Below are 24,889 nucleotides of genomic sequence, written 5' to 3'. Positions count from 1 at the left end.
CCTCGTACGGCGTGAAAGCTCCATACAGTTCGGCCGCCACTACAGGCATTCGGCCATTCAGCCCGTGCGGGCGGACAACTCACCGAGCAGCCCTGTCATGTTCACGGGCCGCGCTCTAGCCTCGGTGCCCGGCGTGAGATCCCCCTGAAATCTGAAATGTGTATCGACATCCGGCATTTACCCGTATGAACCGGAGGCAGAAGTGACCTTACGCAGACTCCCCGCGGCCCGTCCGCTCGCCGTCCTCGCGGCGGGCATCGCGAGCGCGTCCCTGATGTTCGCCGGTACCGGCGCGGCCGCGACGCCCGCGGCCCCTGCCGCTCCCGCCGAGACGGCCGCCGCCTCGTTCCCGGGGCCGGGCGCCGTACGGGTACAGCCCGGGGACGCACAAGCCATGGCCGGGGGCGCCATCCGGAACGTCAACACCGGCCGCTGCATCGACGACAGCGCCGCCTTCGGCCTGCGCGAACACCCCTGCAACGGCCTCAACTTCCAGGACTGGCGGCTCTACGGACAGAACGGCAACTGGGTCCTGCGGAACGACAACACCGGCCGGTGCATCGACGACAGCGGTGCCTTCGGGCTCCGCGAGCACCCGTGCAACAACCTCAACTTCCAGCGCTGGGAGCTGTGGCGCAACAGCAATGGCACGATGACCTTCAAGAACGAGAACACCCGCCGGTGCATCGACGACAGCGGCGCCTTCGGCCTGCGCGAGCACCCCTGCAACGGCCTCAACTACCAGCAGTGGTACGGGCAGTAGAAGTCACCGCACCTGCGCCTGCACCCGCATCTGCTCCTGCTCCCGCACCCGTGCCCGCGCCACCTCCGCCTCGCCCTCCGGAGTGAAGACGCCCGCCCGGCGACGGGCCACCGTCGCGTCGATGTCCGCCATGACGAGCTCGGCGTTGATCATCGACCCGGCGCGGTAGCCGGCGCTCGCCGCGTTGATCACCTGCTCCATGGGGGACACGGCGTTGCCGACCGCCCAGACGCCCGGGACCGTGGTGCGGAAGGTCTCGTCCACGGCGGGGTACGGACCGAAGGGGGTCTCCTTGAATTCGGCGCCGAGCGCGCTCAGGAGGCCCTCCCGGGGCACCGGCTTCGCCGCGACGAACAGCACCGAGCGCGGGAACACCCGGCCGTCGGCGAGCCGCACGCCCGCCAGCCGGTCGTCCTCGACCGCCAGGCCCGCGACCTCGCCCTCCACGACCTGGACCCCGGCGGCCGCGAGCCGCTCCCACTCCGCGTCCGGCAGGTCCCGCACGGTGTGCAGGAAGAGCGTCACGTCCTTGGACCACTGGGTGACGAGCAGTGCCTGGTGGCTGTTGAAGGGATCCCCGGCGAGCACGCCGAAGGGCTGGTCCCGCACCTCCCAGCCGTGGCAGTACGGGCAGTGCAGCACGTCGCGGCCCCAGCGCTCGGCGACACCCGGCACGGCGGGCAGTTCGTCCACGAGGCCCGTCGCCATGACGACCCGGCGCGCGTGCGCCGCCCCGCCGTCCGCCAGCGCGACCTCGAAGTCGCCCGCGCCGTCCGGCGTCACGGCCGACACGCGGCCCCGTACGACCTCCGCCCCGTAGCGCTCCAGCTCCCGTCGTCCCTCGGCGAGGAACTCGGCGGGCGGCATGCCGTCCCGTGACAGGTAGCCCTGCATGTGCGCGGCGGGCGCGTTGCGCGGCTCGCCCGCGTCGACCACCAGGACCCGCCGGCGGGACCGGCCGAGCACGAGCGCCGCGCTCAGCCCCGCCGTGCCGCCGCCGACGACCACCACGTCGTAGCTCTGGTTCCGCATGTCGTTCCGCCTCTCGTCCAAGGTGCCGGTCATGGTGACCACCTCCACGAAGACCATCACTCAAGGCGTGCGAGAACGACAAGCCTCTTTGCCGATACAGCAAAGGCGGGCATGATGGGTCCATGAGCGAAGACACCCCGGAGCCCGAAGCGATGGATCAGGTCCTCACCGAGGTCGGCCCCCGGCTGCGCCGCATCCGCAAGGAGCGCGGCGCCACCCTCGCGGGCCTGTCCGCCGCCACCGGCATCTCGGTCAGCACCCTGTCCCGCCTGGAGTCCGGCCACCGCAAGCCCAGCCTCGAACTGCTCCTGCCGATCGCCCGCGCCCACCAGGTCCCCCTGGACGAGCTGGTCGGCGCCCCGCCCGTGGGTGACCCGCGCGTGCGGGCCAAGCCGATCGTCCGGCACGGCCGCACCATGCTGCCGCTGACCCGGCAGCCCGGCGGCCTCCAGGCGTACAAGGTGGTCGAGCCCGCCCGTACGACGGCCGCCCCCGACCCGCAGACCCACGAGGGGTACGAGTGGCTGTACGTGCTGTCGGGGAAGCTGCGTCTGATCCTCGGCGACCACGACGTGGTGCTCGGCCCGGGTGAGGCCGCTGAGTTCGACACCCGGGTCCCGCACTGGTTCGGGGCCACGAGCGAGGCGGGCGCGGAGTTCATCAGCCTCTTCGGGCCGCAGGGGGAGCGCATGCACGTACGGGCCAGGCCCACCCGGAAGGGTGACGCGGGCTAGCGGTTCCCCAGGCTGTTCCCATGGGGGCAAGCGACCGCTTAGTATGCGGACGAGCACGGTCTACGACAGCCCCGTGGAGGCCCCGCATGCAGGCATGGCAAGTGCACGAGAACGGCGAGCCGGGCGAGGTGATGCGCCTCGACGAGGTGGAGCGCCCCGCGCTCGATGAGGGGCAGGTGCTGCTGAAGGTCCGCGCCGCGAACATCAACTTCCCGGACGCGCTGCTCTGCCGGGGCCAGTACCAGGTCAGGCCCGCGATGCCGTTCACGCCAGGCATGGAGATCTGCGGCGAGACCGAGGACGGCCGGCGGGTGATCGCCAACTCCGTGCTGCCGTACGGCGGCTTCGCCGAGTACGCCGTCGCGGACGAGGCCGCCCTGCTGTCCGCCCCCGACGCGCTCGACGACGCGGAGGCCGCCGCGCTCCACATCGGCTACCAGACCGGCTGGTTCGCCCTGCACCGCCGCGCGCACCTCCAGGCGGGCGAGACCCTCCTGGTGCACGCGGCGGCGGGCGGTGTCGGCAGCGCCGCGGTGCAGCTCGGCAAGGCCGCCGGCGCCAGGGTCATCGGAGTCGTCGGCGGCGAGGACAAGGCGGAGGTCGCGCGCGAGCTCGGCTGCGACCTCGTCCTCGACCGGCGTACGGACGACGTGATCGGTGCCGTCAAGGAAGCGACCGGCGGCCGCGGCGCCGACGTGATCTACGACCCGGTGGGCGGCGACGCGTACGCCAAGTCGGCGAAGTGCGTGGCCTTCGAGGGCCGGATCGTCGTCATCGGCTTCGCCAGCGGCTCCATCCCGACGCCCGCGCTCAATCACGCGCTCGTGAAGAACTACTCGATCGTGGGCCTGCACTGGGGCCTGTACAAGACCAAGGACCCGAGCCTGATCCAGCGCTGCCACGAGGAGCTGTCGGAGCTCGCCGCCAAGGGTGCCATCAAGCCGCTGGTGAGCGACCGCGTGCCGATGGCCGACGCCGCGTCCGCCGTGCAGCGCGTCGCCGACGGCGTCACGACCGGCCGGGTCGTCGTCCTGCCGCACGGAGGTGCCGCATGACCGACGCCGCCGAACTGCGCACGCGCACCCAGGATTTGCTGGCCGCGCACCCGCCCGCCACCACGGACCGCGCCGACTTCCTCAAGGCCCGCTTCGACGCCGGCCTCGCCTGGGTGCACTACCCCGAGGGCCTCGGCGGGCTCGGCGCGCCGCGCTCCCTGCAGGCCGTCGTGGACGCCGAGCTGGAGGCCGCGGGCGCGCCCGACAACGAACCGCGCCGCATCGGCATCGGCCTCGGCATGGCCGCGCCGACCGTGCTCGGCTTCGGCACCGAGGAGCAGAAGCGCCGCTTCCTGCGCCCGCTGTGGACCGGCGAGGAGGTGTGGTGCCAGCTCTTCAGCGAGCCGGGCGCCGGCTCCGACCTCGCCGCGCTCGGCACCCGCGCCGTCCGCGACGAGGGGACCGGCGACTGGGTGGTCAACGGCCAGAAGGTGTGGACCTCCAGCGCCCACACCGCCCGCTGGGCCATCCTGATCGCCCGCACCGACCCCGACGTGCCCAAGCACCGGGGCATCACGTACTTCGTGTGCGACATGACGGACCCCGGTGTCGAGGTGCGGCCGCTGCGCCAGATCACCGGCGAGGCCGAGTTCAACGAAGTGTTCCTCACCGACGTGCGCATCCCGGACGCGCACCGCCTCGGCGCGGTCGGTGACGGCTGGAAGGTCGCCCAGACCACGCTCATGAACGAGCGCGTCTCCATCGGCGGCATGCGCATCCCGCGCGAGGGCGGCATGATCGGCCCGGTCGCCAAGGTCTGGCGCGAGCGTCCCGAGCTGCGGACGCACGACCTCCACCAGCGTCTGCTCAAGCTCTGGGTCGACGCGGAGGTGGCCAGGATCACCGGGGAGCGGCTGCGCCAGCAGCTCGTCGCGGGGCAGCCGGGGCCCGAGGGCTCCGGCATGAAGCTCGGCTTCGCCCGCCTCAACCAGGAGATCAGCGGCCTCGAGGTCGAACTCCTCGGCGAGGAGGGGCTGTTGTACGAGGACTGGACGATGCGCAGGCCCGAGATCGTCGACTTCACCGGCCGCGACGCGGGCTACCGCTATCTGCGCTCCAAGGGCAACAGCATCGAGGGCGGGACCAGCGAGGTCCTGCTGAACATCGTCGCCGAGCGCGTCCTCGGCCTGCCCGCCGAGCCGCGCACCGACAAGGACGTCGCCTGGAAGGACCTCGCGCGATGAGCGACCTGCTGTACTCCGAAGAGGAAGAGGCGCTGCGCTCCGCCGTGCGGGCCCTGCTCGCCGACCGGTGCGACGCCGCGACCGTCATCGCACGCGCCGAGAGCGACGAACCGCTCGACCGCGAGCTGTGGAAGGCGCTCACCGACGGCATGGGCCTGGCCGGGCTCCTCATCCCCGAGGAGCTGGGCGGCCAGGGCGCCACGCACCGCGAAGCGGCCGTCGTGCTGGAGGAGCTCGGCCGCTCGGTGGCGCCTGTGCCCTATCTCACCAGCGCCGTCGTCGCCACGGAGACGCTGCTCGCCTGCGGGGGCAGCGAGGCCACCGAGCTGCTCGGGGCGCTCGCCGCGGGGCGCACCGTGGGCGCACTCGCCGTGAGCCTCGCCGTCGCCCCAGGCGCCCCCGTCAAGGGCGTACGCCATGAGGAGGGCGCCCTGCACGGGCAGGTGACCGGCATCGCGGACGCGATCGGCGCCGATGTCCTCCTCGTCCCCGCCGACGGCGGGCTGTACGCGGTCCACACCGCGCAGGACGGCGTCACCGTCACACCGCAGACCTCCCTCGACCTCACCCGGCCGCTCGCCACCGTCACCTTCGACGGGGCACGCGCGCGTGAGCTGTCCCGGGACGCGGACGCGGCAGCGGCCGTACGGCGAGGCCTGCGGTCCGGTGCCGCGCTGCTCGCATCGGAACAGCTCGGCATCGCCGAGTGGTGCCTGACGGAGACGGTCCGCCACACCAAGGAGCGGCACCAGTTCAACCGCCCCGTCGGCTCCTTCCAGGCGCTCAAGCACCGGCTCGCCCAGCTGTGGACCGAGGTCGTCAACACCCGCGCCGCTGCCCGCCACGCCTGCGACGCCCTCGCCACCGGCAGCGCCGACGCGGACGTGGCGGCCGCCCTCGCCCAGGCCTACGCCGCCCCCGTGGCGGTCCGCGCGGCCGAGGAGGCGCTGCAGCTGCACGGCGGCATCGGCATGACGTGGGAGCACCCCGTCCACCTCTACCTGAAGCGCGCCAAGGCGGACTCGGTGGCCTACGGCACGGCGGGAAGGCACCGCGAGGCGCTCGCGGAGCTGGTGGACCTCCAGGCACCCTGACCCACCGGACCCGGTTTTGATGCAGCCCGCACCTACCAGGTGCGGGCTGCGCGTTTTACGCCATCATTACGTCGTGCATAATTGCGAGCTGTTCGCAACAACAGCTGATCTTCAGTAGGGGTGTGGAGCATGAGGGCCCGATCGATACGGGGCGCAGGCGCGGTGGCGACGGCGGCCGCGATAGCGGTCGCCGCCTCCGCCTGCTCGGCGCCGGGCGACGGCGGCGGCGCGGGCGGCGCGAAGGACTCGGCGGTCGTCGGCATCGCGTACGAGCCCGAGACCCTCAGCCCGCTCCTCGGCTACGGCAAGGACGGCAACTCGAAGATCTTCGACGGGCTGCTCACGCACGACGCCGACATGAAGCTCAAGCCCGCCCTCGCGGCCGAGCTGCCCAAGGTCACCGACGACGGCAAGACCTACACGTACAAGCTCCGCAAGGGCGTCAAGTTCAGCGACGGCAAGCCCTTCTCCGCCAAGGACGTCGTCTTCACGTACGAGACGATCCTCGACAAGAAGACGAACAACGCGTCCAAGACCGAGCTCGACGCCGTCAAGAGCGTCGAGGCGAAGGGCGCGGACACCGTCGTCTTCCACCTCAAGTACCCCTACGCGCCGTTCGCCGAGCGGACCGTCCTGCCCATCGCGCCCGAGCACATCGCGGCCAAGCAGGACGTGAACACCGGCGCCTTCACCACCAAGCCGGTCGGCACGGGCCCGTACGAGCTGGTCAAGTGGTCCAAGGGCGAGAAGCTCACCTTCAAGGCCAACCCCGACTACTGGGGCGGCGCGCCGAAGGTCAAGAACTTCACCATGGCGATCATCAAGGACGACGACATCCGCGCCACCCGGCTCGACGCCGGTGAGCTCGACGGCGCGATCCTGCCGCCCAACCTCGCCAAGAAGTACAAGAGCGACAGCGGCAAGAACACCTACGCCGCCAAGACCTTCGACTACCGCGTCGTGACCCTGCCCACCGGCAACAAGGTCGCCGGCGACACGGCCGTCCGCCGTGCCCTCGACGTCGGCGTGAACCGCAAGGCCATGGTCGACTCGATCCTGTACGGCGAGGGCAAGGAGGCCTACGGGCCCGTCCCGACGGACAGCCCCTGGTTCACCAAGGGCACCGAGCGCAAGTTCGACGCCGCCAAGGCGAAGAAGATCCTCGACGACGCCGGGTGGAAGCCGGGCAAGGACGGCATCCGCGAGAAGGACGGCGTCCAGGCGAAGTTCCCGCTCTGGTACCTCTCCGGCGACAAGCTCCGCCAGGACCACGCCCTCGCCTACGCCTCCGACGCCAAGAAGATCGGCATCAAGGTGGAGGTGCAGTCCGGCACGTGGGAGGTCATCGAGCCCCGCATGCCCAAGGACGCGGTCCTCGCGGGCGGCGGCTCCCCGGCCGACCCGGACTTCGACCAGTACACGCTCCTGAAGTCGTCCCTCGCCGGCGACGGCTTCAACAACATGGCGCACTACGACAACCCCAAGGTCGACAAGGCCCTGGAGGACGCCCGCAAGAGCGGCGACCACGCCGAGCGCCAGGCCGCGTACGACACCATCCAGCGCGAACTGGTGAAGAACCCGGGCTACACCTTCCTCACCCACATCGACCACCTCTACGTGGTCGACAAGAAGTTCGGCGACCTCACCACCCAGACCGAGCCGCACGACCACGGCCTGGCCTCCGGCCCCTGGTGGAACGTCGAGGACTGGCAGCCGAAGAAGTGACATCGGCGATATCCGAGGCCCACGGGAAGGCGACGCGGCGTCGCCTTCCCTGGGGGCCGATGGCACGCCTCGCGGCACGGCGGCTGCTGTTCGCCGTGCCCGTGCTGCTCGTCGTCACCTTCGGCGTCTTCGCCATCGCCGCCGCATCGCCCTTCGACCCCGTCAAGGCGTACGCGGGCACGGCCGGGCTCACCGCATCGCAGGAGAACCTCGACCAGCTGCGCGCCAACCTCGGCGTCGACCGGCCGCTGACCGCCCGCTGGTGGGACTGGCTGACCTCGGCGCTCACCGGTGACCTCGGCGACTCCAGCACCCTGCGGCAGCCCGTCGCGGACGCCATCGGCGAACGCATCGGCTGGTCCGTGCTGCTCGCCGCGACCGCGTTCCTCGTCGCCATCCTGCTCGGCACCGCCCTCGGCGTCCTCGCCGCCCGCCGCCCCGGCGGCTGGGTCGACCGCGCCGTGACCTCCCTCGCGTACACCCTCGAAGCCGCGCCGCCGTTCTGGCTCGGCCTGCTCGCCGTCTGGCTGTTCGCGCTGAAGCTCGGCGTACTGCCCTCCGGCGGCCTCACCGACACGGCCAGCTCGACCGTGACCGCCGGACAGGTCGCGAGCCACCTTGTGCTGCCCGCGGGCGTCCTCGCCATCTCACAGCTGCCCTGGTTCGTCCTGTACGTCCGCCAAGGCGTCGGCGACGCGCTCGGCGACGACCCCGTACGCGGCGCACGCGCGCGTGGCCTCGCCGAACGGACCGTGCTGCTCGGCCACGCGCTGCGCTCCGGCATGCTGCCCGTGCTCACGCTCATCGGCTCCCGCGTACCCGAACTGATCACCGGGGCGCTCCTGGTGGAGACCGTCTTCAGCTGGCCCGGCATCGCCGCCGCCACCGTGCAGGCGGCGACCTCCGTGGACTTCCCGCTGCTCGCCGCCCTGACCGCGCTCGCCACCGCCGCGGTCCTCCTGGGCAACCTCGTGGCCGACCTCCTGTACGGCCTCGCCGACCCGAGGGTGGGATTCGATGGCTGAGCCGGCCGGGAGGACCGAGATGACGGACATCGTGTGGCGCGCCAAGGGCGGCGTGCGCCGCTCCACGCGCGCGTGGCGGGTGCGCACCTCCGCGGTGATCGTCGCCGCGGTCGTCCTCGCCGTCCTCGTCGTACCACCGCTCGTGAACCTCGACGAGCAGGCCGTCGACCTGGCCGCCAAGCTGCGGCCGCCGTCGCTCGCGCACCCCTTCGGCACCGACGACGTCGGCCGCGACCTGCTGCTGCGCTGCGTCTACGGCCTGCGGGTCTCGCTCCTCGTGGGCGTCGTCGCGGCCGTCGTCGCCACCGTCATCGGCACGGCGGTCGGCGCCCTCGCGGCCGCCTCCGGAGGCTGGGTCGACCGGATCGTCATGCGGCTCGTGGACGTCTTCTCGTCCGTGCCGCACCTGCTGCTCGGCATCTTCATCGTCGCGATGTTCCGGCCCGGCGTCTGGCCGGTCGTCGTCTCGGTGGCGCTCACCCACTGGCTGTCCACCGCCCGCATCGTGCGCGCCGAGGTGCTGTCCCTGCGCTCGCGGCCCTATGTCGACGCGGCGATCTCCGGTGGCGCCTCACGGCTGCGCGTCGCCGTGCGGCACCTGCTGCCCGGCGTCCTGCCGCAGGCCGGACTCGCCGCCGTCCTGATGGTGCCGCACGCCATCTGGCACGAGTCCGCGCTGTCCTTCCTCGGCCTCGGCCTCCCCTCCCACCAGGCGAGCCTCGGCACGCTCGTGCAGAGCGCGCGCGGTTCGCTCCTGGCTGGCGACTGGTGGCCGACCCTCTTCCCCGGCCTGTTCATCATCGTGCCCACCCTGGCGATCGCGGGCCTCGCGGGCGCCTGGCGGGAACGGATCAATCCCCGGCGCCGATCGGAGCTCATGCTGTGACGGTCCCCGTCCTCTCCGTACAGGGTCTTTCCGTACGGTTCCGCATGCGCGGCGGCACGCACGTCTCCGCCGTCACCGACGCCACCTTCGACCTCGCGGCGGGGGAGTGCCTCGCCCTGGTCGGCGAGAGCGGCTGCGGCAAGTCCGTGCTCGCCTCCGCGCTGCTCGGACTGCTTCCCGAGAACGCCGAGACCGCGGGGAGCGCGCTGATCGGTGGCCTGGATCTTCTCACCGCCGACGAGCGCACCCTCGCCCGCACCGTGCGGGGGCGGCGCGTCGGCCTCGTACCGCAGAGCCCCGCCGCCCATCTGACGCCGGTCCGCACCGTCCGCTCCCAGCTCGAGGAGACACTGCGCGAGCTCGCCGGGGTGCGCAAGCCGCAGCTGCGGGCCGCCGCCGAAGCGGCCGCCCAGCGCGCCGCGTTCCCCTCGGGCCACCTCGACCGCTACCCCCACGAGCTGTCCGGCGGCCTCGCCCAGCGCGCCGCCACCGCGCTCGCCCTCATCGGCGACGCGCCGCTGCTGCTCGCCGACGAACCCACGACCGGCCTCGACCGCGACCTCGTGGACCGTACCGTCGACGAACTGCGCCGGCACGTCGGCGACGACCGCGCGCTGCTCCTGATCACCCACGACCTGGCGGCCGCGGAACGGATCGCCGACCGTGTCGCCGTGATGTACGCGAGCCGCGTCGTCGAACTCGCCGACGCCACCGACTTCTTCGGCACGCCAGGCCCTCGGCACCCCTACGCCCGCGGCCTCCTGAACGCCCTGCCGGAGCGCGCCTTCACCCCCGTCCCCGGCATGCCGCCCGAGCTGTCCGCGCTCCCCGCGGGATGCGCGTTCGCGGCCCGCTGCGACCGGGCCGACGAGGCGTGCGGCGCGCTGCCCGCGCTCACCGGCGGGGCGGCCTGCCACCACCCCCACGCGGATGTGCTGGAGGCCCCCCGTGCTTGAACTGCGCGCCATCACCGCCGGATACGACCGGCGCGCGCCCGTCGTCCGGGATGTCGACCTCACCATCGCCCCCGGCGAGTCCGTGGGCCTGCTCGGCCCCAGCGGCTGCGGCAAGTCCACCCTCGCGCGGGTCGCGGCGCTGTTGCACCGCCCGGACGCGGGCCAGGTCGTCATCGACGGCGAGACCGCCCGCGGCTGGCGCCACCGCGCCCCCCGCGAACAGCGCACGGCCTTCGGCGTCGTCTTCCAGCAGCCCCGGCTCTCCGCCGACCCCCGGCTGGCCCTGTCCGACCTGATCGCGGAACCGCTGCGGGCGGTGGGCCGCGGCTCCGAAGCGGCCACCGCGGTCCCGGAGCTCGCGGCCCGCGTCGGCCTCGGCAAGGACCTGCTGGGCCGCCGCCCGCACGAGGTCAGCGACGGCCAGCTGCAACGCGCGTGCCTGGCCCGCGCGCTGGTGCTGCGCCCGCGCTGGCTGATCTGCGACGAGATGACGGCGATGCTGGACGCCTCGACGACGGCGGCCCTGGTCCACGTCGTGGAGGAGTACCGGGCCGAACGCGGCGCCGGACTGCTGGCCGTCGGCCACGACCGCGTCCTCCTGGAACGGTGGTGCGACCGCACCACGCACTGGGACGAACTGGCCGACAGGGCGCCCGCCGAGCGGTAAGGGCCCGCTCAGGCGGGCAGCCGGGTGTCGATGATGCAGCTGATCTCGACGACCTGACCGGGGAAGGTCAGTTCGGTGACGCCGACGACCGTGCTGACCGGGCGGTGGCCCCCGAAGTACGCCAGATTGCCTTCCGCCACCGCCCCGGCGTGCTGCCGCAGGTTCACCACGTACAGGGTCTGCGAGACGATCTGGGCACGGGTCGCGCCGTAGTGGCGCAGGACCCTGTCGAAGTTGGCGTACGTCAGGTCGAGTTGGGCGGCGAAGTCGTCCGCGTGACGGAACTCGCCGACCTCGTCGAGCGCGAGCTGTCCGGAGACATGGATCAGGTCACCGGACCTGATCGCCTGCGCATAGCCGAAGGCGCTCTCGGCCGGCACGTCGTGGCTGAAGACATCGTTCATGGTCATGCTGTCGTCCGCTCCCTGTCGCGAGGGCTCTCGCTCTCCTGTGGTTACTCGGGAACCGTAGGAGAGCAGCCACTGAACTGGAAGGACGCACTTTCCAGAAACCGAGGAACCAGACGGTGACCGAGCAGGTCACGGCCCCCGTCGTGAACGCCCGGCATCGATAGCGCCAACTCCCGTAAGGCCAGGGTTTCCTGACACGGGCTGGGCCTCATACTCACTGAGGTTCCGCTCACCGTCGTATCCGCGCGTCGTGGCCCGGCGCGTCACGACCCGTTCCTCCGGGAGGCAGACATGGCCCTCACCACCCGTCGCAGAGCCCTCACCACCTTTGGCGCGGCCCTCGCGGGCGGCGTCGCGATACCCGCCCATGCGCAGGCGAGCAGCGGCGGGGGACACCCTCGTCCCCGGCCGCTGTTCCGTGCTCACGCCCACAACGACTACGAACACCCCCGGCCCCTCTTCGACGCCCTCGACCACCGCTTCGGCAGTGTCGAGGCCGACATCTTTCTCGTCGACGGAGAGCTCCTCGTCGCCCACGACCCGGTCGACCTCGACCCCACCCGCACCCTCGCATCGCTCTACCTGAAGCCCCTGGCGGCGCGGGTGCGCGCCAACCACGGGTCCGTGTACCGGGGGCACCACCGCATGCCCTTCCAGCTGCTCATCGACATCAAGACCGAGGGTGCGTCGACGTACGCCGCGCTCCATCGCCAACTGCTGCCCTATCGGCGCCTTTTCACGTCGTACTCCCATGGGAAGGTGCGCCGTGGCGCGATCACGGCTGTCGTCTCCGGGGACCGCGCGGCCCGCGCTCCCATGGCGGCGCAGCGCGTCCGGCACGCCTTCTACGACGGCCGTCTCGCCGACCTGGGAACCGCCGCGCCCGCCTCGTTCATCCCGCTGATCAGCGACAACTGGTTCCTCAACTTCAGCTGGCAGGGCACGGGCCCGATGCCCGCCGCCGAGCGCGACAAGCTGCGCGGGATCGTCTCCGCCGCCCACGCGCGCGGGCAGCGCGTCCGCTTCTGGGCGACGCCCGACCTGCCGGGCCCGCAGCGCGACGCGGTCTGGAGCGAGCTGCTCGCCGCCGGTGTCGACCACCTCAACACCGATGACCTCGCGGGCCTCGAGGCGTTCCTCGACGCGCGCGGCCGATGATCCGACCGGATCAACCTTCGCGCGAGTAACACCCGTTCGGAGCACAGGTCAGACGCCCGAACGCCTCCTCCGCTGCGCAACACTGACGGCCGGAAGCCGCGGTCCCACGTGGCGGAGGAGGTACTTCGCATGGCTGTCTCGATCTCTGTCGTGCTGCTGCTCGTGATCCTTGCTGCTGTCTTTCTGCGCAACGGAGCGCTGAAGCTGTCGCACGCCGTCGTCTGTCTGCTGCTGGGCTTCTACCTGGCCGGCACGAGCATGGCCCCGACCATCCAGGACGGTCTGACGGCCACCGCCCACATCGTCAGCGGCATCCGGCCGTGACCGGTTCGTACGCCGGTCCGAAGGCCGTTCCTTTCGGGTTCATGAACAACTGACGCTGTTTCATGGACACTTCAAGGGGTGCGCTCTAGCTTCGGCGCATGTCCAGCAGACTGCGCCGCCTCGTCCCCGCCGGTGCCATGGCCCTGACCGTGTCCCTCGCGGCCCCCGCCCACGCCGACGACATCCCCAGAGCCCCCGGGCACCGGCTCGTCGAGCAGTACGAGGGCGCCCCCGCCGACGCCCGCCCGCTGCCCGGCACCCCGCCGCCCCAGCACCCGTACCTCGCCGCCAACGGCCGCAGCGGCATGCACGCCGACGCGGCGGGCAGCGGCACGTACCCCTGGAGCGGGCCGCTCGGGAAGCGGCCCGCGGTCGACAGCGAGAAGATGGCGGCGCTGGGCGGCGAGTGCGCGACCGTCACCTTCGACCGCGACGGACGCATCGTCACCGTGTGCGGCACGTTCACCGGCTTCCTGGTCAAGCTGCTCGACCCGAGGACGCTGGACACGCTCGCCGAGTACAAGCTGCCGCAGCGGCCCTCGACCGTCGAGGCCATCACCCGGCTCGACTTCTCGAAGATCTTCAAGGACACGTCGGGCGGCGCCTATTCGTACCTCGACAACGAGGACAGGCTCGTCCTCGCCGACTCCCGCCAGCACATCGTCCGGCTCGCACACGAGCGCACGGCCGACGGCGGATGGCGCTTCGTCGTCGACAAGGAGTGGGACCTGACGGCCCACGTCCCGCACGACTGCGTGAGCTGGACCAACCTCTACCCGAGCGGCGAGTGCGACCCGGTCACCTCGGTGATGCCGGACTGGGACGGACGCATCTGGTGGGTGACGCGGCAGGGGCGGGTCGGGACCGTCGACCCGAAGTCCGGCGACATCCGCTCGATCCGCCTCTCCGGCGAGGAGATCCAGAACTCGTTCTCCGTAGCGGAGGACGGCGTCTCCATCGTCTCCGACCACGCCCTCTACAGCTTCCGGGCCGCCGCGGACGGCACACCGAAGGCCGTCTGGCGCCAGACGTACGACCGCGGCACCGGCACCAAGCCCGGCTCGGTGAACCAGGGTTCGGGCACCACCCCCGACCTCTTCGGCGAACACGACGACTATGTCGCGATCACCGACAACGCCGACGACCGCATGAACGTCCTCGTCTACCGGCGCGGCGCCGACGTGCCCGCCGACGAGCGGCTCGTGTGCAAGGTCCCCGTCTTCGGCTCCGGCGCGTCCACCACCGACAACTCGCTGATCACCTGGGGCGACAGCCTCGTCGTCGAGAACAACTACGGCTACGAGAACATCACCTCGCTCACCTTCGGCCGCAGCGTCGTCGGCGGCGTCAGCAGGATCGACGTGCGTGAGGACGGCAGCGGCTGCGACACGGCCTGGGAGAGCGGCGTGCGCGCCCCGTCGACCGTGCCCAAACTCTCCACCGCCAACGGCCTGTTGTACTTCTACACGAAGGAGCCCAACAGCCTCGGCATCGACGCCTGGTACCTCACCGCGGTCGACTTCCGCACCGGCGACACCCGCTGGAAGCGGCTCGCCGGCACGGGCGTCGCCTACGACAACAACTGGGCGCCCGTGACGCTCGGGCCCGACGGGACGGCCTATGTGGGCGTCTTCAACGGGCTCGTGGCGGTACGCGACACGGAGTGACGGCCCGTCACTTCCCGGAGAACACGCCGATGCCGTTCGGAACCGGCCGCTCGATCCCACCGCTGGGGTTGTTCCGCACCGTCACGGCATCGGCGCCCGGGGCGCGCGCGACCAGCGTGGACGTCGCGGAGACCAGGGTCGAGGAGCCGCCGCCGTCCAGACTGAAGCCCTCCCGCGCGCCGAGACCCCGCAGCGTCTCGGCCACCTCGGCGATCGTCAGGCCCGCACGGAACTCCGGGGAGCCGTCGAGCGAGAGCAGCAGCAGCCGACGGCCGTCGTCGGAGATGCCCGCCGCCGTCCGCACCGCCGACGTCGTGGCATCGAGGCCGGGCAGCGGCACACCGTTCCGCAGCACGGGATAGCCGCCGATCGCGAAGCGCAACGGCTTGCGCGACTCGGCCGCCACAAGACGGTGCCTGACGTGCACCCGGTCGCCCGCCGACAGCTTCCGCAGCTCCTGTGCGCCCCCCTCACGGCCGACCAGGACCGTCTCGTCCGGGGCGATCGGACCGCTGCCCGGCGTGCCGGCCGAGGCAACGACACGCCCGTCACGCACCGTCACCTCGTGCGTGTCGGTGCTGCAGGGCGCGCCGCGGCTCGTGTCGGTGCCGCAGGTCGCGCGCACGCGCGAGACGGTGCCCCAGTCGGCGGTGAAGGCGCCGACGGAACCCACCGGCAGCGCGTACTGATTGAGGCCGCCCAGCGGGAGGCGGGAGTCACGGGTGCGGATCTGCCCGTCCAGGGCGAGGCTGTCCAGGCGGGCCCTGCGGTCCTGGCCGACGCCGAGGACGGCCTCGGTGGTCACGCCCGGCGGCATCGCGGGCCCGAAGCGCTGCCCGTTCGGCACGGCGGCCTTGAGCGCGCGGCCGCTCGCGATCGCGGGCCCCACGGGCGCACCGGTCGCCTCGACACCCGGGTGCTGCGTCTCGGTGATGTTGAAGAAGTCGCCGTTGATGCCGCCGACGGCACCGGCCCCGTCCGCGAGCGCGGAGACGGGCGCACGCGCCGCGACCTTGCCCGGATACAGCAGCCCGACGCGTGTGCGCGGGTCGCGCAGATCCACGTCGAGGACGTGCGCGCGGGCCGTGCCGCGGGAGCCCTCCACGTCGAAGTACCGGTACTCCACGCCCGGCGCGATCCTGCCGCCGGCGCGCTCCGCGACGCCGGACGCACCACCGGCCGGTGCCGCTCCCGCGAGAGCCGCACCGGCCAGCAGGCCGAGCGTCGTGAAGAGGGTGCAGACCGTTCTGGACCGTCCACCGCGTTGCTTCTGGCGTGCCACAGATCCCCCTGGTTCCTGGATGTCGGCCGGGCGGCGAAGTGAGCGAAGTAACTGTCGCAGCAGCCAGGGGAGTTCACCAGACGCGGGTTGCTACGTTCCGGCCAAGCGGGAACGGATGAGGAAACGTACGCCCTCGGGTGCCTCCAGCGAGAAGCCGCTGCCTCTGCCCGGCACCACGTCCACGATCAGCCGGGTGTGGCTCCACACCTCGTACTGGCTCTTCGACATCCAGAACGCTACGGGCTCGGCCACCCCATCCACCGTCAACGACGCGAGGCACACGTCGGAATCACCGGTGCGGAAGTCGCCGTCCGGGAAGCACATGGGCGCGCTGCCGTCGCAGCAGCCCCCCGACTGGTGGAACATCAGCGGCCCGTGCAGCTCCCGCAGTCGGCGTACGAGCCGTGCGGCGGCAGGGGTGAGCTCCGCCCGGGGGGTGCTGCGATCGGCGTCTTTCGTCTCCTGGCGGTCCATGGGGCGACTCTGCCCCGCGGCACGTTGCAACAGGGTTGCGAGGAGCGGCTGCCGGACGCCTGTTCGGAGCAATTGTGGGATGGTCGGGTCGTGTCGCGCGGGGAGCGGCGGCGGACCGGCCGAAGCTGGTGCGATGCGCTGGCTCCTCTCGTCGATCGCCGCTCTGTCGCTGGCCGTCCCCGTGTCACACGGGGCGGCCGCCGCTCCCGCTCCCGCCGCTGCCCTCGTCGAGCCCGCGTGCCGCGCGGGCACCGCCCCCTACCAGCGCGAGCTGGAGCGTGAGCTGCGGCTGCCGGTCGACGGGCGCCAGTCCGCCGCCGACTGCGCGGCCATCCGGCGGCTCCAGCAGCGGCTCGGCATCCGCCCGGCGGACGGCAGCGCCAACCTGCGGACGTACCGCTTCGCCGTCGCCGACTCCGTCCGGCGCAACCCGGCGCAACGGCGGACCTGCCCCGCGAAGCCGTACCGGGTCACGTGTGTGGACCTGACCCGGCAGGTCCTGTGGGCGCAGTCAGGGTCAGGCCGCAGGCTGGTCTTCGCCCCGGTGCCGATCCGCAGCGGCCGGGACGGTCTGGAGACCCGCCGCGGCTGGCAGCGGATCTATCTGAAGAACCGCGACCACTTCTCGACGATCTACCGCGTCCCCATGCCGTACGCGCAGTTCTTCAACGGTGGACAGGCCCTGCACGGCACCCGTTCGGACCTCTTCTCGTCCGGCTCGGGCGGCTGTGTGAACCTGGCCCTGGGGGACGCGAAGCGGCTCTACAACCTGCTGCTCAAGGGTGACCGCCTGTACATCTGGGGCACGAAGCCGGGCACGGGCGGCTGACGCCACCCGTGCCCGTCGGGCCACCGGGGGTTACTTCTTCTTGCCCCCGCCACGCTCGTTGGTGAGCGTCACCGTGACACCCTTCGCCGCGTTGCCCGCGGTCACCTTGTGCGGTCCGCTGACCCTCTTCGACGGCAGGACGTAACCGTCGGGAACGGCGGTCTCCCGCAGGTAGTACGAGCCGAGGTCGAGGCCCTGGTACTCGCACCGGCCGCGGCCGTCCGTGGCGCAGCCCCCGTCGACGAGCCTGTCCCGGCCCGTTCCCGAGGTCTGCAGCCCCGGCCTGCCGTTGGTCTCGCGCCACAGCTGGAAGACGGCGCCGCTCAGCGGCCTGCCCGTCTTCTTGTCCTTCTTGACGACCGTGATCGAGCCGACGTCCTCCGGTTCGTCACGCACACTGTTCAGGGCCTCTACGGAGACCCCGTCGTCGGCGTTGGCCGCGGTGAGGACGAGGGGACCGAAGACCGCCGGGTCCGGCAGCTCGTATCGGTCGGGGGCCTTCGTCTCGACCCAGTAGTACGTGCCGACGGAGACCTCCTTCTCGCAGGTGCCGACGGCGTTCGTCGTGCAGGGCGAGCCCGTCGCGGTGTCGGGGTCCGACCCCGTCTGCTGCAGCCCCGGCCTGCCGTTGGTCTCGCGCCACAGCTGGAAGACCGCGCCCGGCAGCGGCCTGCCCGTGTCCTTGTCCTTCTTGACGACGGTGACCTCGCCCTCCACGACGGTGCGCTTCTTCTCGTTGTCGGCCGTGACCGACACGCCCGCGGAGGCGTTGGCCTCGGTCAGCTCCAGCGGCCCGAAGACGTTCGGCGACGGCAGGTCGTAGTCGCGCGGCGCCTTGGTCTCGCGCCAGTAGTACGTGCCGAGCGGCACCGTCCGGGCACACTCGCCCGGCGCCTCGGTGACGCAGGGGCCACCGACCCTCGTGTCCGGGTTGTCGCCGCGGGTCTGCAGCCCGTCGACGCCGTTGGTCTCCTCCCACAGCTCGAACTCGGCGCCCGCGAGCGGCTCCCCGTCGTCCTCGTCGGTCTTGACGACCTTCACCTCGCCGGAGGTGGGCGCGTCGGAGCAGTCGGGCAGGTCGCCGTCGAAGGGGTAGTTGTGGAACTCCTGGCCGCCACCGCCCGACGCCGAGCTGGTGTGGGTGAGCGAGCCCGTGGTGAAGAAGCGGCCGTTCATGCCCGGCACGCTGATCGTGGACGTCGAGCCCTGGTCGCCGATCAGGACGCTGCCCTGGAAGTGCCCGGTGCCCTTGATCTCCACCGAGGTGGCGTCGGGGAAGTTCCACAGCAGCCGGCTGCGCAGCTGGTTGAACCCGCTGCTGTCGTCGATCGTCCCGCTGTACGTGTTGATGGTGCGCTTGGTCCCGAGGACGTTGACCAGCACCGTGGCGCCGTCCGGGATGCCCTCGAAGCGGATGCCCTCCTGGCCGCCGCTGCCGCCCATCAGGTCGAAGTTGACGTTGAAGACCTGGAGCATGGAGGTGTTGTCGCCCCGGAACAGGGTCTCGCCGCCCGCGTGCGTGGCCGTGCCCGTCGGCGTGCGTGTGCCGCCCTCGGGGTGGGCGTAACACTGGCTCGCGGCGGTGAGTTCGTCCCGCAGCGGCCGGTAGGGCTCGGCGGCGTCGGCGTCCTCGCGCACGGTGGCGACGATCCTGCCGCTGGTGTCACCGGCATGGCGCACCACACCGTCCTCGGCGAGCAGCCGCTCGCCGGCGGCGACCCTGACGTCGCCGCCCGTGGTGAGCCAGTCCGCGCCGACGGGCGGCGCGACCCGGGAGCCCACGCCGGCCTCGCCGATGTTGTAGACGCTGCTGGCGCCGGCGACCTTGTCCTGGTCGAAGTCGCCGAGGACGACGACGCGCCCTTCGGCCTCCGCGGCGCGCCCGCGGACGAGGAAGTCGCCGCCCACGTACACGTTGATGCCGTTGTCGCGGTATCTGATCCCGCTGTTGTTGACCGGCGGGTAGCCGCCGCTGGGGCAGTTGCCCGGCACACACGGGCCGAGCCCGCCGGGCAGCGGCCGCGCCGCGGCGCCCACGGCGGAGTGCGCGGCGGCGGGCATGGCCGGCAGGCCGCTTCCCGCCACGACGGCGAGGAGACAGAGAGACCTCATTCCGGACCGGAAGAGGGAGGGGACGGTCACGTGCACATCAGCTCCTCACAGGAACAAAACGACGTGGAGGAGGCTTGCACGATTGCCCGCCGCGGCCGATCAACCGATCCGTGCCTTCATACGAAGAGCACCGCAAAGGCCGAGTGCGGGGCTCACGGCCCGCTCGCCGCGGCCGCGATCCGCACGGCCGAACGATGTGATCACCCGATCGTGAGTTCTGCCGCTCCCGGGCCGGTTCGGGCGCGATGCTCACCGGGACGGCGGGCGACCGGCGCCGTCCGGACGCGCGAGGGGATGGGGGAGATGGCATGACTCGGGACACACGACCGCACGGAGGCCCGGACGGGCAGGCGGTGCTCCTGGTGGCCGGACTGGCCGATCTGGCGGTGAGCACGGTGAGTTCGGCCCTGGGGGCGGTGCGCGGCCTGCTGCGCCGCTCCGACACCGCCGAGCTTGCCGCGGACGCCGAGCGCGAGCTCACCGCCCGCGGACGCCTTGCGCTCGACCGGTACGCGACGGTGCCCCCGGCCCACCTGGAGATCCTGGCCCGGCGCGCCCTGGCCCGACGGGCCGCCGATGACGTATGACCTCTGGGAGCCGACCGGCTTCAAGACCCGAGTCGACGACGTCCTGCACCGCTTCGTCGCCGAGGAGGCGGACCGGTTCGCGGCCGTCGACCCGCTCCTCGCCCCGGTGGCCGAGCAGTTGGAGGCGGCGGTCGCCGACGGCAAGCGGCTGCGGGCGGCGTTCTGCTACTGGGGCTGGCGCGCGGTGGGGCAGCCCGACAGCGACGCGCTGGCACGGGCGGCGGCCGCCATGGAACTGGTGCACGCCGCGGCGGTCGTGCACGACGACCTCATCGACGACAGCCCGCTGCGGCACGGGCGGCCCACCGCGCACCTGGCCCTGCGCGGCGCCGTACGGCGCAGGCCCCGCCGCGACGCCGCCGCCAGGTCACTGGCGATGCTGGTGGGCGATCTCCTGATGGCCCTGGCCGGGGAGCTCTTCGCCGCCAGCGGCCTGCCCGCCGCTTATCTGGCCCGGGCCAGACCGCTGTGGACGGTGATGGCCAGGGAGCTCATCGCGGGCGAGTGCCTGGAGATCCTGCGCACCGGAGCCGTGCCCGACACCGAGGCGTCGCTGAAGGTGATCCGCTACAAGACCGCCAAGTACACCGTCGAGCAGCCCCTGCTCATCGGCGGGGCCCTGGCCGGTGCCGGGACACGGCTGCGCGAGGGCTTTCGCGCGTACGGGCTGCCGCTGGGCGAGGCGTTCCAGCTGCGGGACGACCTGCTCGGCCTGTTCGGGGACCCGGAGGTCACCGGCAAGGCCAACGCCGACGACGTGCGCGCCCACCGGCCCACGGCCCTCCTCGCGGAGACCTGGCGCCTCGCGGGCGACGACGAGCGGGAGCGACTGCGCACTCTCCTCGGCCGGCCGGACCCCGGCGGCGAGAACCTCGAAGAGGTGCGCGAGGTGATGCGCCGGCTCGGGGCACCCGCCCGCGTCGAGGACATGATCGGCGCGCGGGTCGAGGACGCCCTCGACGCCCTGCACCAGCTGGTCCTGCCCCCGCACGCGGACACCGCACTCACCGCGCTGGCGCGCTCGGCCGCGCTCCGTCCGTCCTGACCCGCAACGGAAGACGAGGAACCCTGCCATGACCTGCACCGAGGCATCCATGGACGGCCTGCGCCGGGCCGGGGACGAACTCGCCGACGCCACCGTCGCCACGCTCTTCGAACGCGGGCAGGTGGGCACCTTCAACACCCTGATGCGGTACGTCTCCACCGCCGGCGCCCCGCTGCCGGACGGGCTGCCCGACGTGGCGCGGGAGTACCTGGAGGCCACCCGCGTCCCGCCGTCCTGGGTGGACTGGGGGGAGATGGAGAAGGCCAGGCTGTTCTTCATCGACAACAACGTGCACATCTCCACCGCCCTGTCCTTCGCCTCCATGCCCGCCTGCTACGTCGTCCCGCACGTGGCGAAGCTCCTGTCGGCCACGCACGGACTGAAGTACCCCTCCAAACGGATGGCGGAGACCGGGCAGTTCACCGTCCACCTCATGCAGCCCGACGCCTTCGAGAGCGGCAGCCGCTTCATCCCCGCGGCCCAGAAGGTGCGCCTCCTGCACGCGTCGATCCGCCACCACCTGAAGCGCGAGAACCAGTGGGACACCGCAGCCCTCGGCACGCCGATCTGTCAGGAGGACCTGATCGGCGGGCAGATGTTCTTCTCGATGCTCGTGCTGGACAGCCTGCACCGCCTCGGCATCCACATGTCGACGGAGGGCGCGGAGGCCTACTACTACGCCTGGCGCGTGGTCGGCGCGATGCTCGGCGTCGACCAGGACGCGGTCCCCAAGACACTCGACGAGGCCCGCCGGTTCCTCGATCTGTACATGCTCCGCCACATGGGCCCCTCCGATGAGGGCGCGCACCTGACGCGGCAGCTCATCGACCTCTACGAGGAAGTGGTGCCGGGGACCCTGCTCGACCCCGTCGTCTCCGCCCTCATCCGCTTCCTCGTCGGAGACACCTGCGCCGACTGGCTCGCGGTGCCGCGCACGCCGTGGGACACCGCGGTCAAGGCGGTGCCCCGCCTCCTCGGCGTCCTGGAGAGCATCGAGGACCGCTCCCCGTACGGCGCCTGGGCGCTGGACCGCATCGGCCACCTCGTCAGCGTCTTCGAACTGTCCTCCCTCACCCGCGGACGCGTGATGCACTACGCCATCCCGGAACAGCTCAAGAAGGACTACGGCGTCTCCACCGCGGTGCCGCCCGGCCGACGGTGGACCCCGCCGCCCGCCTCGACCCCCTGAGGGGCGCCAGGACTCTGGCGGTGCGGTGCCCGCTGCACGAGGATGACCCCTCCTCGGGGGTGTCCGCGGAGCGGAGGCAGCGCCATGGGACGACACGCGGCGGCGGGCCGGCGGCCCAGGCGACCGGTCGTGTCCGGCGCGCTCGGCGTGGTGTTGCTCGGCGCCCTGCTGTGCGTTCCGAGCGCCGGGGGAGCGCCGCTGTCGGCCGACGCCTGCCGCACCGGGGGCAGCACCCTGCCGCGCGGCGACTGCGGGCCGTTCTGGCAGGTCCTCGCCGAGGACTTCAACGGCGACCGGGTGCCGCTCGGCGCGTTCAGCGACTGCGACCACCACGCCGACACCTCCGCCGCGTACTGCGCCGGCCTCGACGGCGCCTACCGCGACAACTGGTGGGCATACCCCACAGGTTGGCGCGACACGGCGAACGACCGGGACCGTGACGTCGTCGGCGTCTACCACCCGGAGGACACCGTCAGCGTGGGCCCTGCGGCCGACGGCGACGGCCGTATGCGCATCCGTATGTGGCGGCCCGCCGACGGAGGGCCCGTCCACGCGTCGGCGGTGGTACCACGCGCCGTCATGCAGATGAAGTACGGCAAGTACAGCGCCCGGATCAAGGTCACCAAGCAGGCTCCCGGCTACAAGTCGGCCTGGCTGCACTACGGCGGCGGCTGCGAGATGGACCACCCCGAAGGCGAGTGGACCGGCTCCCTGACCGCCTTCCACCATCCCTGCGGCGGAGGCGAACAGGGCTCCTACCCGGGCGCGGACGACTGGACCGAGTGGCACACCGTCTCCACCGAGTGGACCCCCGGCCATGTGCGGTTCTTCGTCGACGGGCGCGAGACGGGACACGACACGAGGGGCGTGCCGGACCGGCCGCTGTCCTGGGTCCTGCAGAACGAGAGCGCCCTGGAAGGGCCGGGGGCGGCGCCCGGCAGCAGCGCCCAGCTGGAGATCACGTGGGTGGCCGCGTACGCGTACGGCTGGAAGTGAGCGCAGGACGCGGCGAGTTCACCCGCGCTTACCGGATTCGTCACCTCGTACAACCCTTCTGCCGCATCCCGTGTCGAACAGGGCGCCGGACAAGGAACGGGCCCTTTCCGGACACCCCCCGCGCCTGCCCGGCCACCTTCCTTCACAGGAGCCGCTCGTGCGCAAGAACCGTTCGGCCGCCCTCGCCGCGGCCTCGTTCCTTCTGCTGACGGGGGCCGGTATCGCCGCCGCCCCCTCCGCCTTCGCCGGCACCCCTGGGGGTACCCACGCCGACGACCGCAACAGCGACTTCAACGGCGACGGATACGAGGACGTCCTGGTCGGCGCACCGGGCGCCACGGTGAGCGGGGCCAAGGGAGCCGGCCTCGTCACGGTCCAGTACGGCTCGACCAGAGGCATCGGCACCACGAACGTCGCCCGGTTCAGCCAGTCGACGGCCGGTGTCTCCGGCGCCGCCGAGGCCGGTGACAACTTCGGCAAGGCCGTCGCCACCGGCGACCTGGACGGCGACGGCTACGACGACGCGGTCGTCGGCATCCCCGGTGAGGACCTCGACGAGGGGACGGACGCCGGTGGCGTCGCCGTCCTCTGGGGCTCGAAGTCGGGACTCACCGGCTCCGCCAGCAGCTGGCTGCAGAGCGAGCAGGCCGCCGCGGGCCAGCAGTTCGGCCTCGGGCTCGCCGCGGCACACTTCACCGCGGACACGCCCGGCGACCTCCTCGCCGTCCTCGACCGGGACAACCTGGATCTCTTCGTGTACGACCCCGCGCCGCAGGCCAGGGGCGAGGCGCCGCTGCGCAGGCAGGCCACCGAGCGGCTCGGCAGGTCGGCCGACGCCAGCTCGATCGTGTCCAAGGCGCTGACCACCGGCGACTACGACAACAACGGCTACGCCGACCTCGTCGCCGCAGGCACCACCGAGGGGGACGAGCCCGGGCACGGCTGGTCCGTGCAGTTCGCGGGCGGCGCCGACGGCCTCACGTACAAGAACGACCTGCGCGGCGGCCCTGCGGCGGCCTCCGGCGACATCAACAACGACGGCTACGACGACCTCGTGACCGGCGAGCCGGCCTCCCCGGACGACGGCGGCGAGACGATGACCGGCGGCCTGGTCGGCGTGCGCTACGGAACCGCGGACGGCCTCGGCGAGGAGGCCAAGTGGTGGACGCAGGACGCCGAGGGCGTGCCCGGTGTCGCCGAGCGCGGTGACGGCTGGGGCGCCGACCTGTCCGTCGCGGACACCGACGGCGACGGCTACGCGGACGTCGCGATCGGCGCGCCGGGCGAGGACATCGGCACGGTCGCCGACGCGGGCGCCGTCTGGGTGCTGCGCGGCGCGGAGAACGGGCTGACGGCGAGCGGCGCGAAATCCTTCGACCAGGACTCCGCAGACATCCCCGGTGCGCCCGAGAAGGGCGACAAGTGGGGCGCGCAGGTACGGCTCTCCGACCCCAACCGCGACGGCCGCTTCGGGCTCCTCGCGGCCGCGCCCGGCGAGAACGCGGGCGACGGCGTGGTGTGGGTCCTGTCCGCAGGGTCGGGCGGAGTGACCGGCGCCGGGTCCTGGACGTACGGCGCGGGTTCGCTCGGGGCGCCCGCCACGGGAGCGGCGTTCGGCGCGGCGATCGACGAGTAACCGCAGGTCCGGGTGGTCGTCGGCCCCGACGCGCGGTACACGCCGCGCGTCGGGGCCGC

General features: G+C 72.3%; 24 protein-coding genes. 19 read left to right on the top strand and 5 right to left on the bottom strand.

The genetic code is table 11. The features are described 5' to 3' along the window. The first annotated feature begins 202 nt into the window (after positions 1-202). Positions 203-763 (top strand): RICIN domain-containing protein, encoded by a 561-nt coding sequence (locus ACZ56E_RS13915; protein ID WP_471214021.1) that lies wholly within the window; start codon positions 203-205, stop codon positions 761-763. A 3-nt stretch (positions 764-766) separates the two neighbouring features. Here the strand turns inward: ACZ56E_RS13915 and ACZ56E_RS13910 are convergent, their stop codons facing one another. Next, positions 767-1,828 (bottom strand): NAD(P)/FAD-dependent oxidoreductase, encoded by a 1,062-nt coding sequence (locus tag ACZ56E_RS13910; RefSeq protein ID WP_471214019.1) that lies wholly within the window; start codon positions 1,826-1,828, stop codon positions 767-769. 89 nt (positions 1,829-1,917) lie between these two features. On the opposite strand from ACZ56E_RS13910, the gene ACZ56E_RS13905 reads away from it, so the two are divergent. From ACZ56E_RS13905 to ACZ56E_RS13865, 9 genes are all read left to right on the top strand, one after another. Beyond that, positions 1,918-2,529, top strand: a complete 612-nt coding sequence (locus tag ACZ56E_RS13905) for a helix-turn-helix domain-containing protein (RefSeq protein WP_471214017.1) — start codon at positions 1,918-1,920, stop codon at positions 2,527-2,529. Positions 2,530-2,615: 86 nt separating this feature from the next. After that, on the top strand, positions 2,616-3,584 hold the full coding sequence (locus tag ACZ56E_RS13900) for an NADPH:quinone oxidoreductase family protein (RefSeq protein ID WP_471214015.1): 969 nt from the start codon (positions 2,616-2,618) through the stop codon (positions 3,582-3,584). Further along, positions 3,581-4,768, top strand: a complete 1,188-nt coding sequence (locus tag ACZ56E_RS13895; protein WP_471214014.1) for an acyl-CoA dehydrogenase family protein — start codon at positions 3,581-3,583, stop codon at positions 4,766-4,768. Before ACZ56E_RS13900 ends, ACZ56E_RS13895 begins: the two co-directional genes overlap by 4 nt. Beyond that, on the top strand, positions 4,765-5,862 hold the full coding sequence (locus ACZ56E_RS13890) for an acyl-CoA dehydrogenase family protein (protein ID WP_471214012.1): 1,098 nt from the start codon (positions 4,765-4,767) through the stop codon (positions 5,860-5,862). Before ACZ56E_RS13895 ends, ACZ56E_RS13890 begins: the two co-directional genes overlap by 4 nt. 129 nt (positions 5,863-5,991) lie before the next feature. After that, positions 5,992-7,587, top strand: coding sequence for an ABC transporter substrate-binding protein (locus ACZ56E_RS13885; protein WP_471214010.1), 1,596 nt, complete (start codon positions 5,992-5,994; stop codon positions 7,585-7,587). A 59-nt stretch (positions 7,588-7,646) separates the two neighbouring features. Further along, the gene (locus ACZ56E_RS13880) at positions 7,647-8,612 is read left to right on the top strand and encodes an ABC transporter permease (RefSeq protein WP_471214008.1); all 966 of its coding nucleotides are present in this window, start codon (positions 7,647-7,649) and stop codon (positions 8,610-8,612) included. Positions 8,613-8,631: 19 nt separating this feature from the next. Then, positions 8,632-9,498 (top strand): ABC transporter permease, encoded by an 867-nt coding sequence (locus tag ACZ56E_RS13875; protein ID WP_471214007.1) that lies wholly within the window; start codon positions 8,632-8,634, stop codon positions 9,496-9,498. A gap of 44 nt (positions 9,499-9,542) precedes the next feature. Further along, a complete protein-coding gene (locus ACZ56E_RS13870; protein WP_468606058.1) occupies positions 9,543-10,454 on the top strand; it encodes an ABC transporter ATP-binding protein in 912 nt (303 codons plus the stop codon). Then, the gene (locus tag ACZ56E_RS13865) at positions 10,447-11,121 is read left to right on the top strand and encodes an ABC transporter ATP-binding protein (protein WP_471214005.1); all 675 of its coding nucleotides are present in this window, start codon (positions 10,447-10,449) and stop codon (positions 11,119-11,121) included. The genes ACZ56E_RS13870 and ACZ56E_RS13865 overlap by 8 nt, the downstream gene beginning before the upstream one ends. An 8-nt stretch (positions 11,122-11,129) precedes the next feature. Here ACZ56E_RS13865 and ACZ56E_RS13860 read toward each other — a convergent pair whose 3' ends face one another. Beyond that, entirely contained in the window at positions 11,130-11,531 is a 402-nt protein-coding gene (locus ACZ56E_RS13860; protein ID WP_471214003.1) for a RidA family protein, read from the bottom strand. A 291-nt stretch (positions 11,532-11,822) separates the two neighbouring features. Here ACZ56E_RS13860 and ACZ56E_RS13855 point away from each other — a divergent pair, with 291 nt between their 5' ends. From ACZ56E_RS13855 to ACZ56E_RS13845, 3 genes are all read left to right on the top strand, one after another. Continuing rightward, on the top strand, positions 11,823-12,689 hold the full coding sequence (locus ACZ56E_RS13855; protein WP_471214001.1) for a phosphatidylinositol-specific phospholipase C/glycerophosphodiester phosphodiesterase family protein: 867 nt from the start codon (positions 11,823-11,825) through the stop codon (positions 12,687-12,689). Positions 12,690-12,818: 129 nt separating this feature from the next. Then, positions 12,819-13,013, top strand: coding sequence for a hypothetical protein (locus ACZ56E_RS13850; RefSeq protein ID WP_362989947.1), 195 nt, complete (start codon positions 12,819-12,821; stop codon positions 13,011-13,013). Positions 13,014-13,111: 98 nt separating this feature from the next. Beyond that, complete coding sequence (locus ACZ56E_RS13845) at positions 13,112-14,680, top strand: hypothetical protein (protein WP_471214000.1); 1,569 nt, start codon at positions 13,112-13,114, stop codon at positions 14,678-14,680. A gap of 7 nt (positions 14,681-14,687) precedes the next feature. On the opposite strand, the gene ACZ56E_RS13840 is transcribed toward ACZ56E_RS13845, so the two are convergent. Together ACZ56E_RS13840 and ACZ56E_RS13835 are read right to left on the bottom strand one after the other, a co-directional pair. Beyond that, positions 14,688-15,896, bottom strand: coding sequence for a phosphodiester glycosidase family protein (locus tag ACZ56E_RS13840; protein WP_471214102.1), 1,209 nt, complete (start codon positions 15,894-15,896; stop codon positions 14,688-14,690). A gap of 156 nt (positions 15,897-16,052) precedes the next feature. After that, the gene (locus ACZ56E_RS13835; protein WP_471213999.1) at positions 16,053-16,436 is read right to left on the bottom strand and encodes a DUF779 domain-containing protein; all 384 of its coding nucleotides are present in this window, start codon (positions 16,434-16,436) and stop codon (positions 16,053-16,055) included. Positions 16,437-16,569: 133 nt separating this feature from the next. On the opposite strand from ACZ56E_RS13835, the gene ACZ56E_RS13830 reads away from it, so the two are divergent. Next, a complete protein-coding gene (locus tag ACZ56E_RS13830; protein ID WP_471213998.1) occupies positions 16,570-17,265 on the top strand; it encodes a L,D-transpeptidase in 696 nt (231 codons plus the stop codon). Positions 17,266-17,295: 30 nt separating this feature from the next. Here the strand turns inward: ACZ56E_RS13830 and ACZ56E_RS13825 are convergent, their stop codons facing one another. Further along, entirely contained in the window at positions 17,296-19,407 is a 2,112-nt protein-coding gene (locus ACZ56E_RS13825) for a choice-of-anchor A family protein (protein WP_471213996.1), read from the bottom strand. Between the two features lie 278 nt (positions 19,408-19,685). On the opposite strand from ACZ56E_RS13825, the gene ACZ56E_RS13820 reads away from it, so the two are divergent. From ACZ56E_RS13820 to ACZ56E_RS13800, 5 genes are all read left to right on the top strand, one after another. After that, the gene (locus tag ACZ56E_RS13820; protein WP_471213993.1) at positions 19,686-19,964 is read left to right on the top strand and encodes a polyprenyl synthetase; all 279 of its coding nucleotides are present in this window, start codon (positions 19,686-19,688) and stop codon (positions 19,962-19,964) included. After that, positions 19,954-21,009 (top strand): polyprenyl synthetase family protein, encoded by a 1,056-nt coding sequence (locus ACZ56E_RS13815; protein WP_471213992.1) that lies wholly within the window; start codon positions 19,954-19,956, stop codon positions 21,007-21,009. Before ACZ56E_RS13820 ends, ACZ56E_RS13815 begins: the two co-directional genes overlap by 11 nt. A gap of 28 nt (positions 21,010-21,037) precedes the next feature. Then, positions 21,038-22,198, top strand: coding sequence for an oxygenase MpaB family protein (locus ACZ56E_RS13810; RefSeq protein ID WP_471213990.1), 1,161 nt, complete (start codon positions 21,038-21,040; stop codon positions 22,196-22,198). 84 nt (positions 22,199-22,282) lie between these two features. After that, the gene (locus ACZ56E_RS13805; RefSeq protein WP_471213988.1) at positions 22,283-23,194 is read left to right on the top strand and encodes a glycoside hydrolase family 16 protein; all 912 of its coding nucleotides are present in this window, start codon (positions 22,283-22,285) and stop codon (positions 23,192-23,194) included. A gap of 157 nt (positions 23,195-23,351) precedes the next feature. Beyond that, positions 23,352-24,830, top strand: a complete 1,479-nt coding sequence (locus ACZ56E_RS13800; protein WP_471213987.1) for an esterase — start codon at positions 23,352-23,354, stop codon at positions 24,828-24,830. The last annotated feature ends 59 nt before the right edge of the window (positions 24,831-24,889 follow it).

The sequence above is a fragment of the Streptomyces sp. NPDC039480 genome (assembly GCF_055597165.1).
The sequence above is the reverse complement of the archived record's forward strand: the minus strand, read 5'-3'. Positions and strand labels throughout refer to the sequence as shown.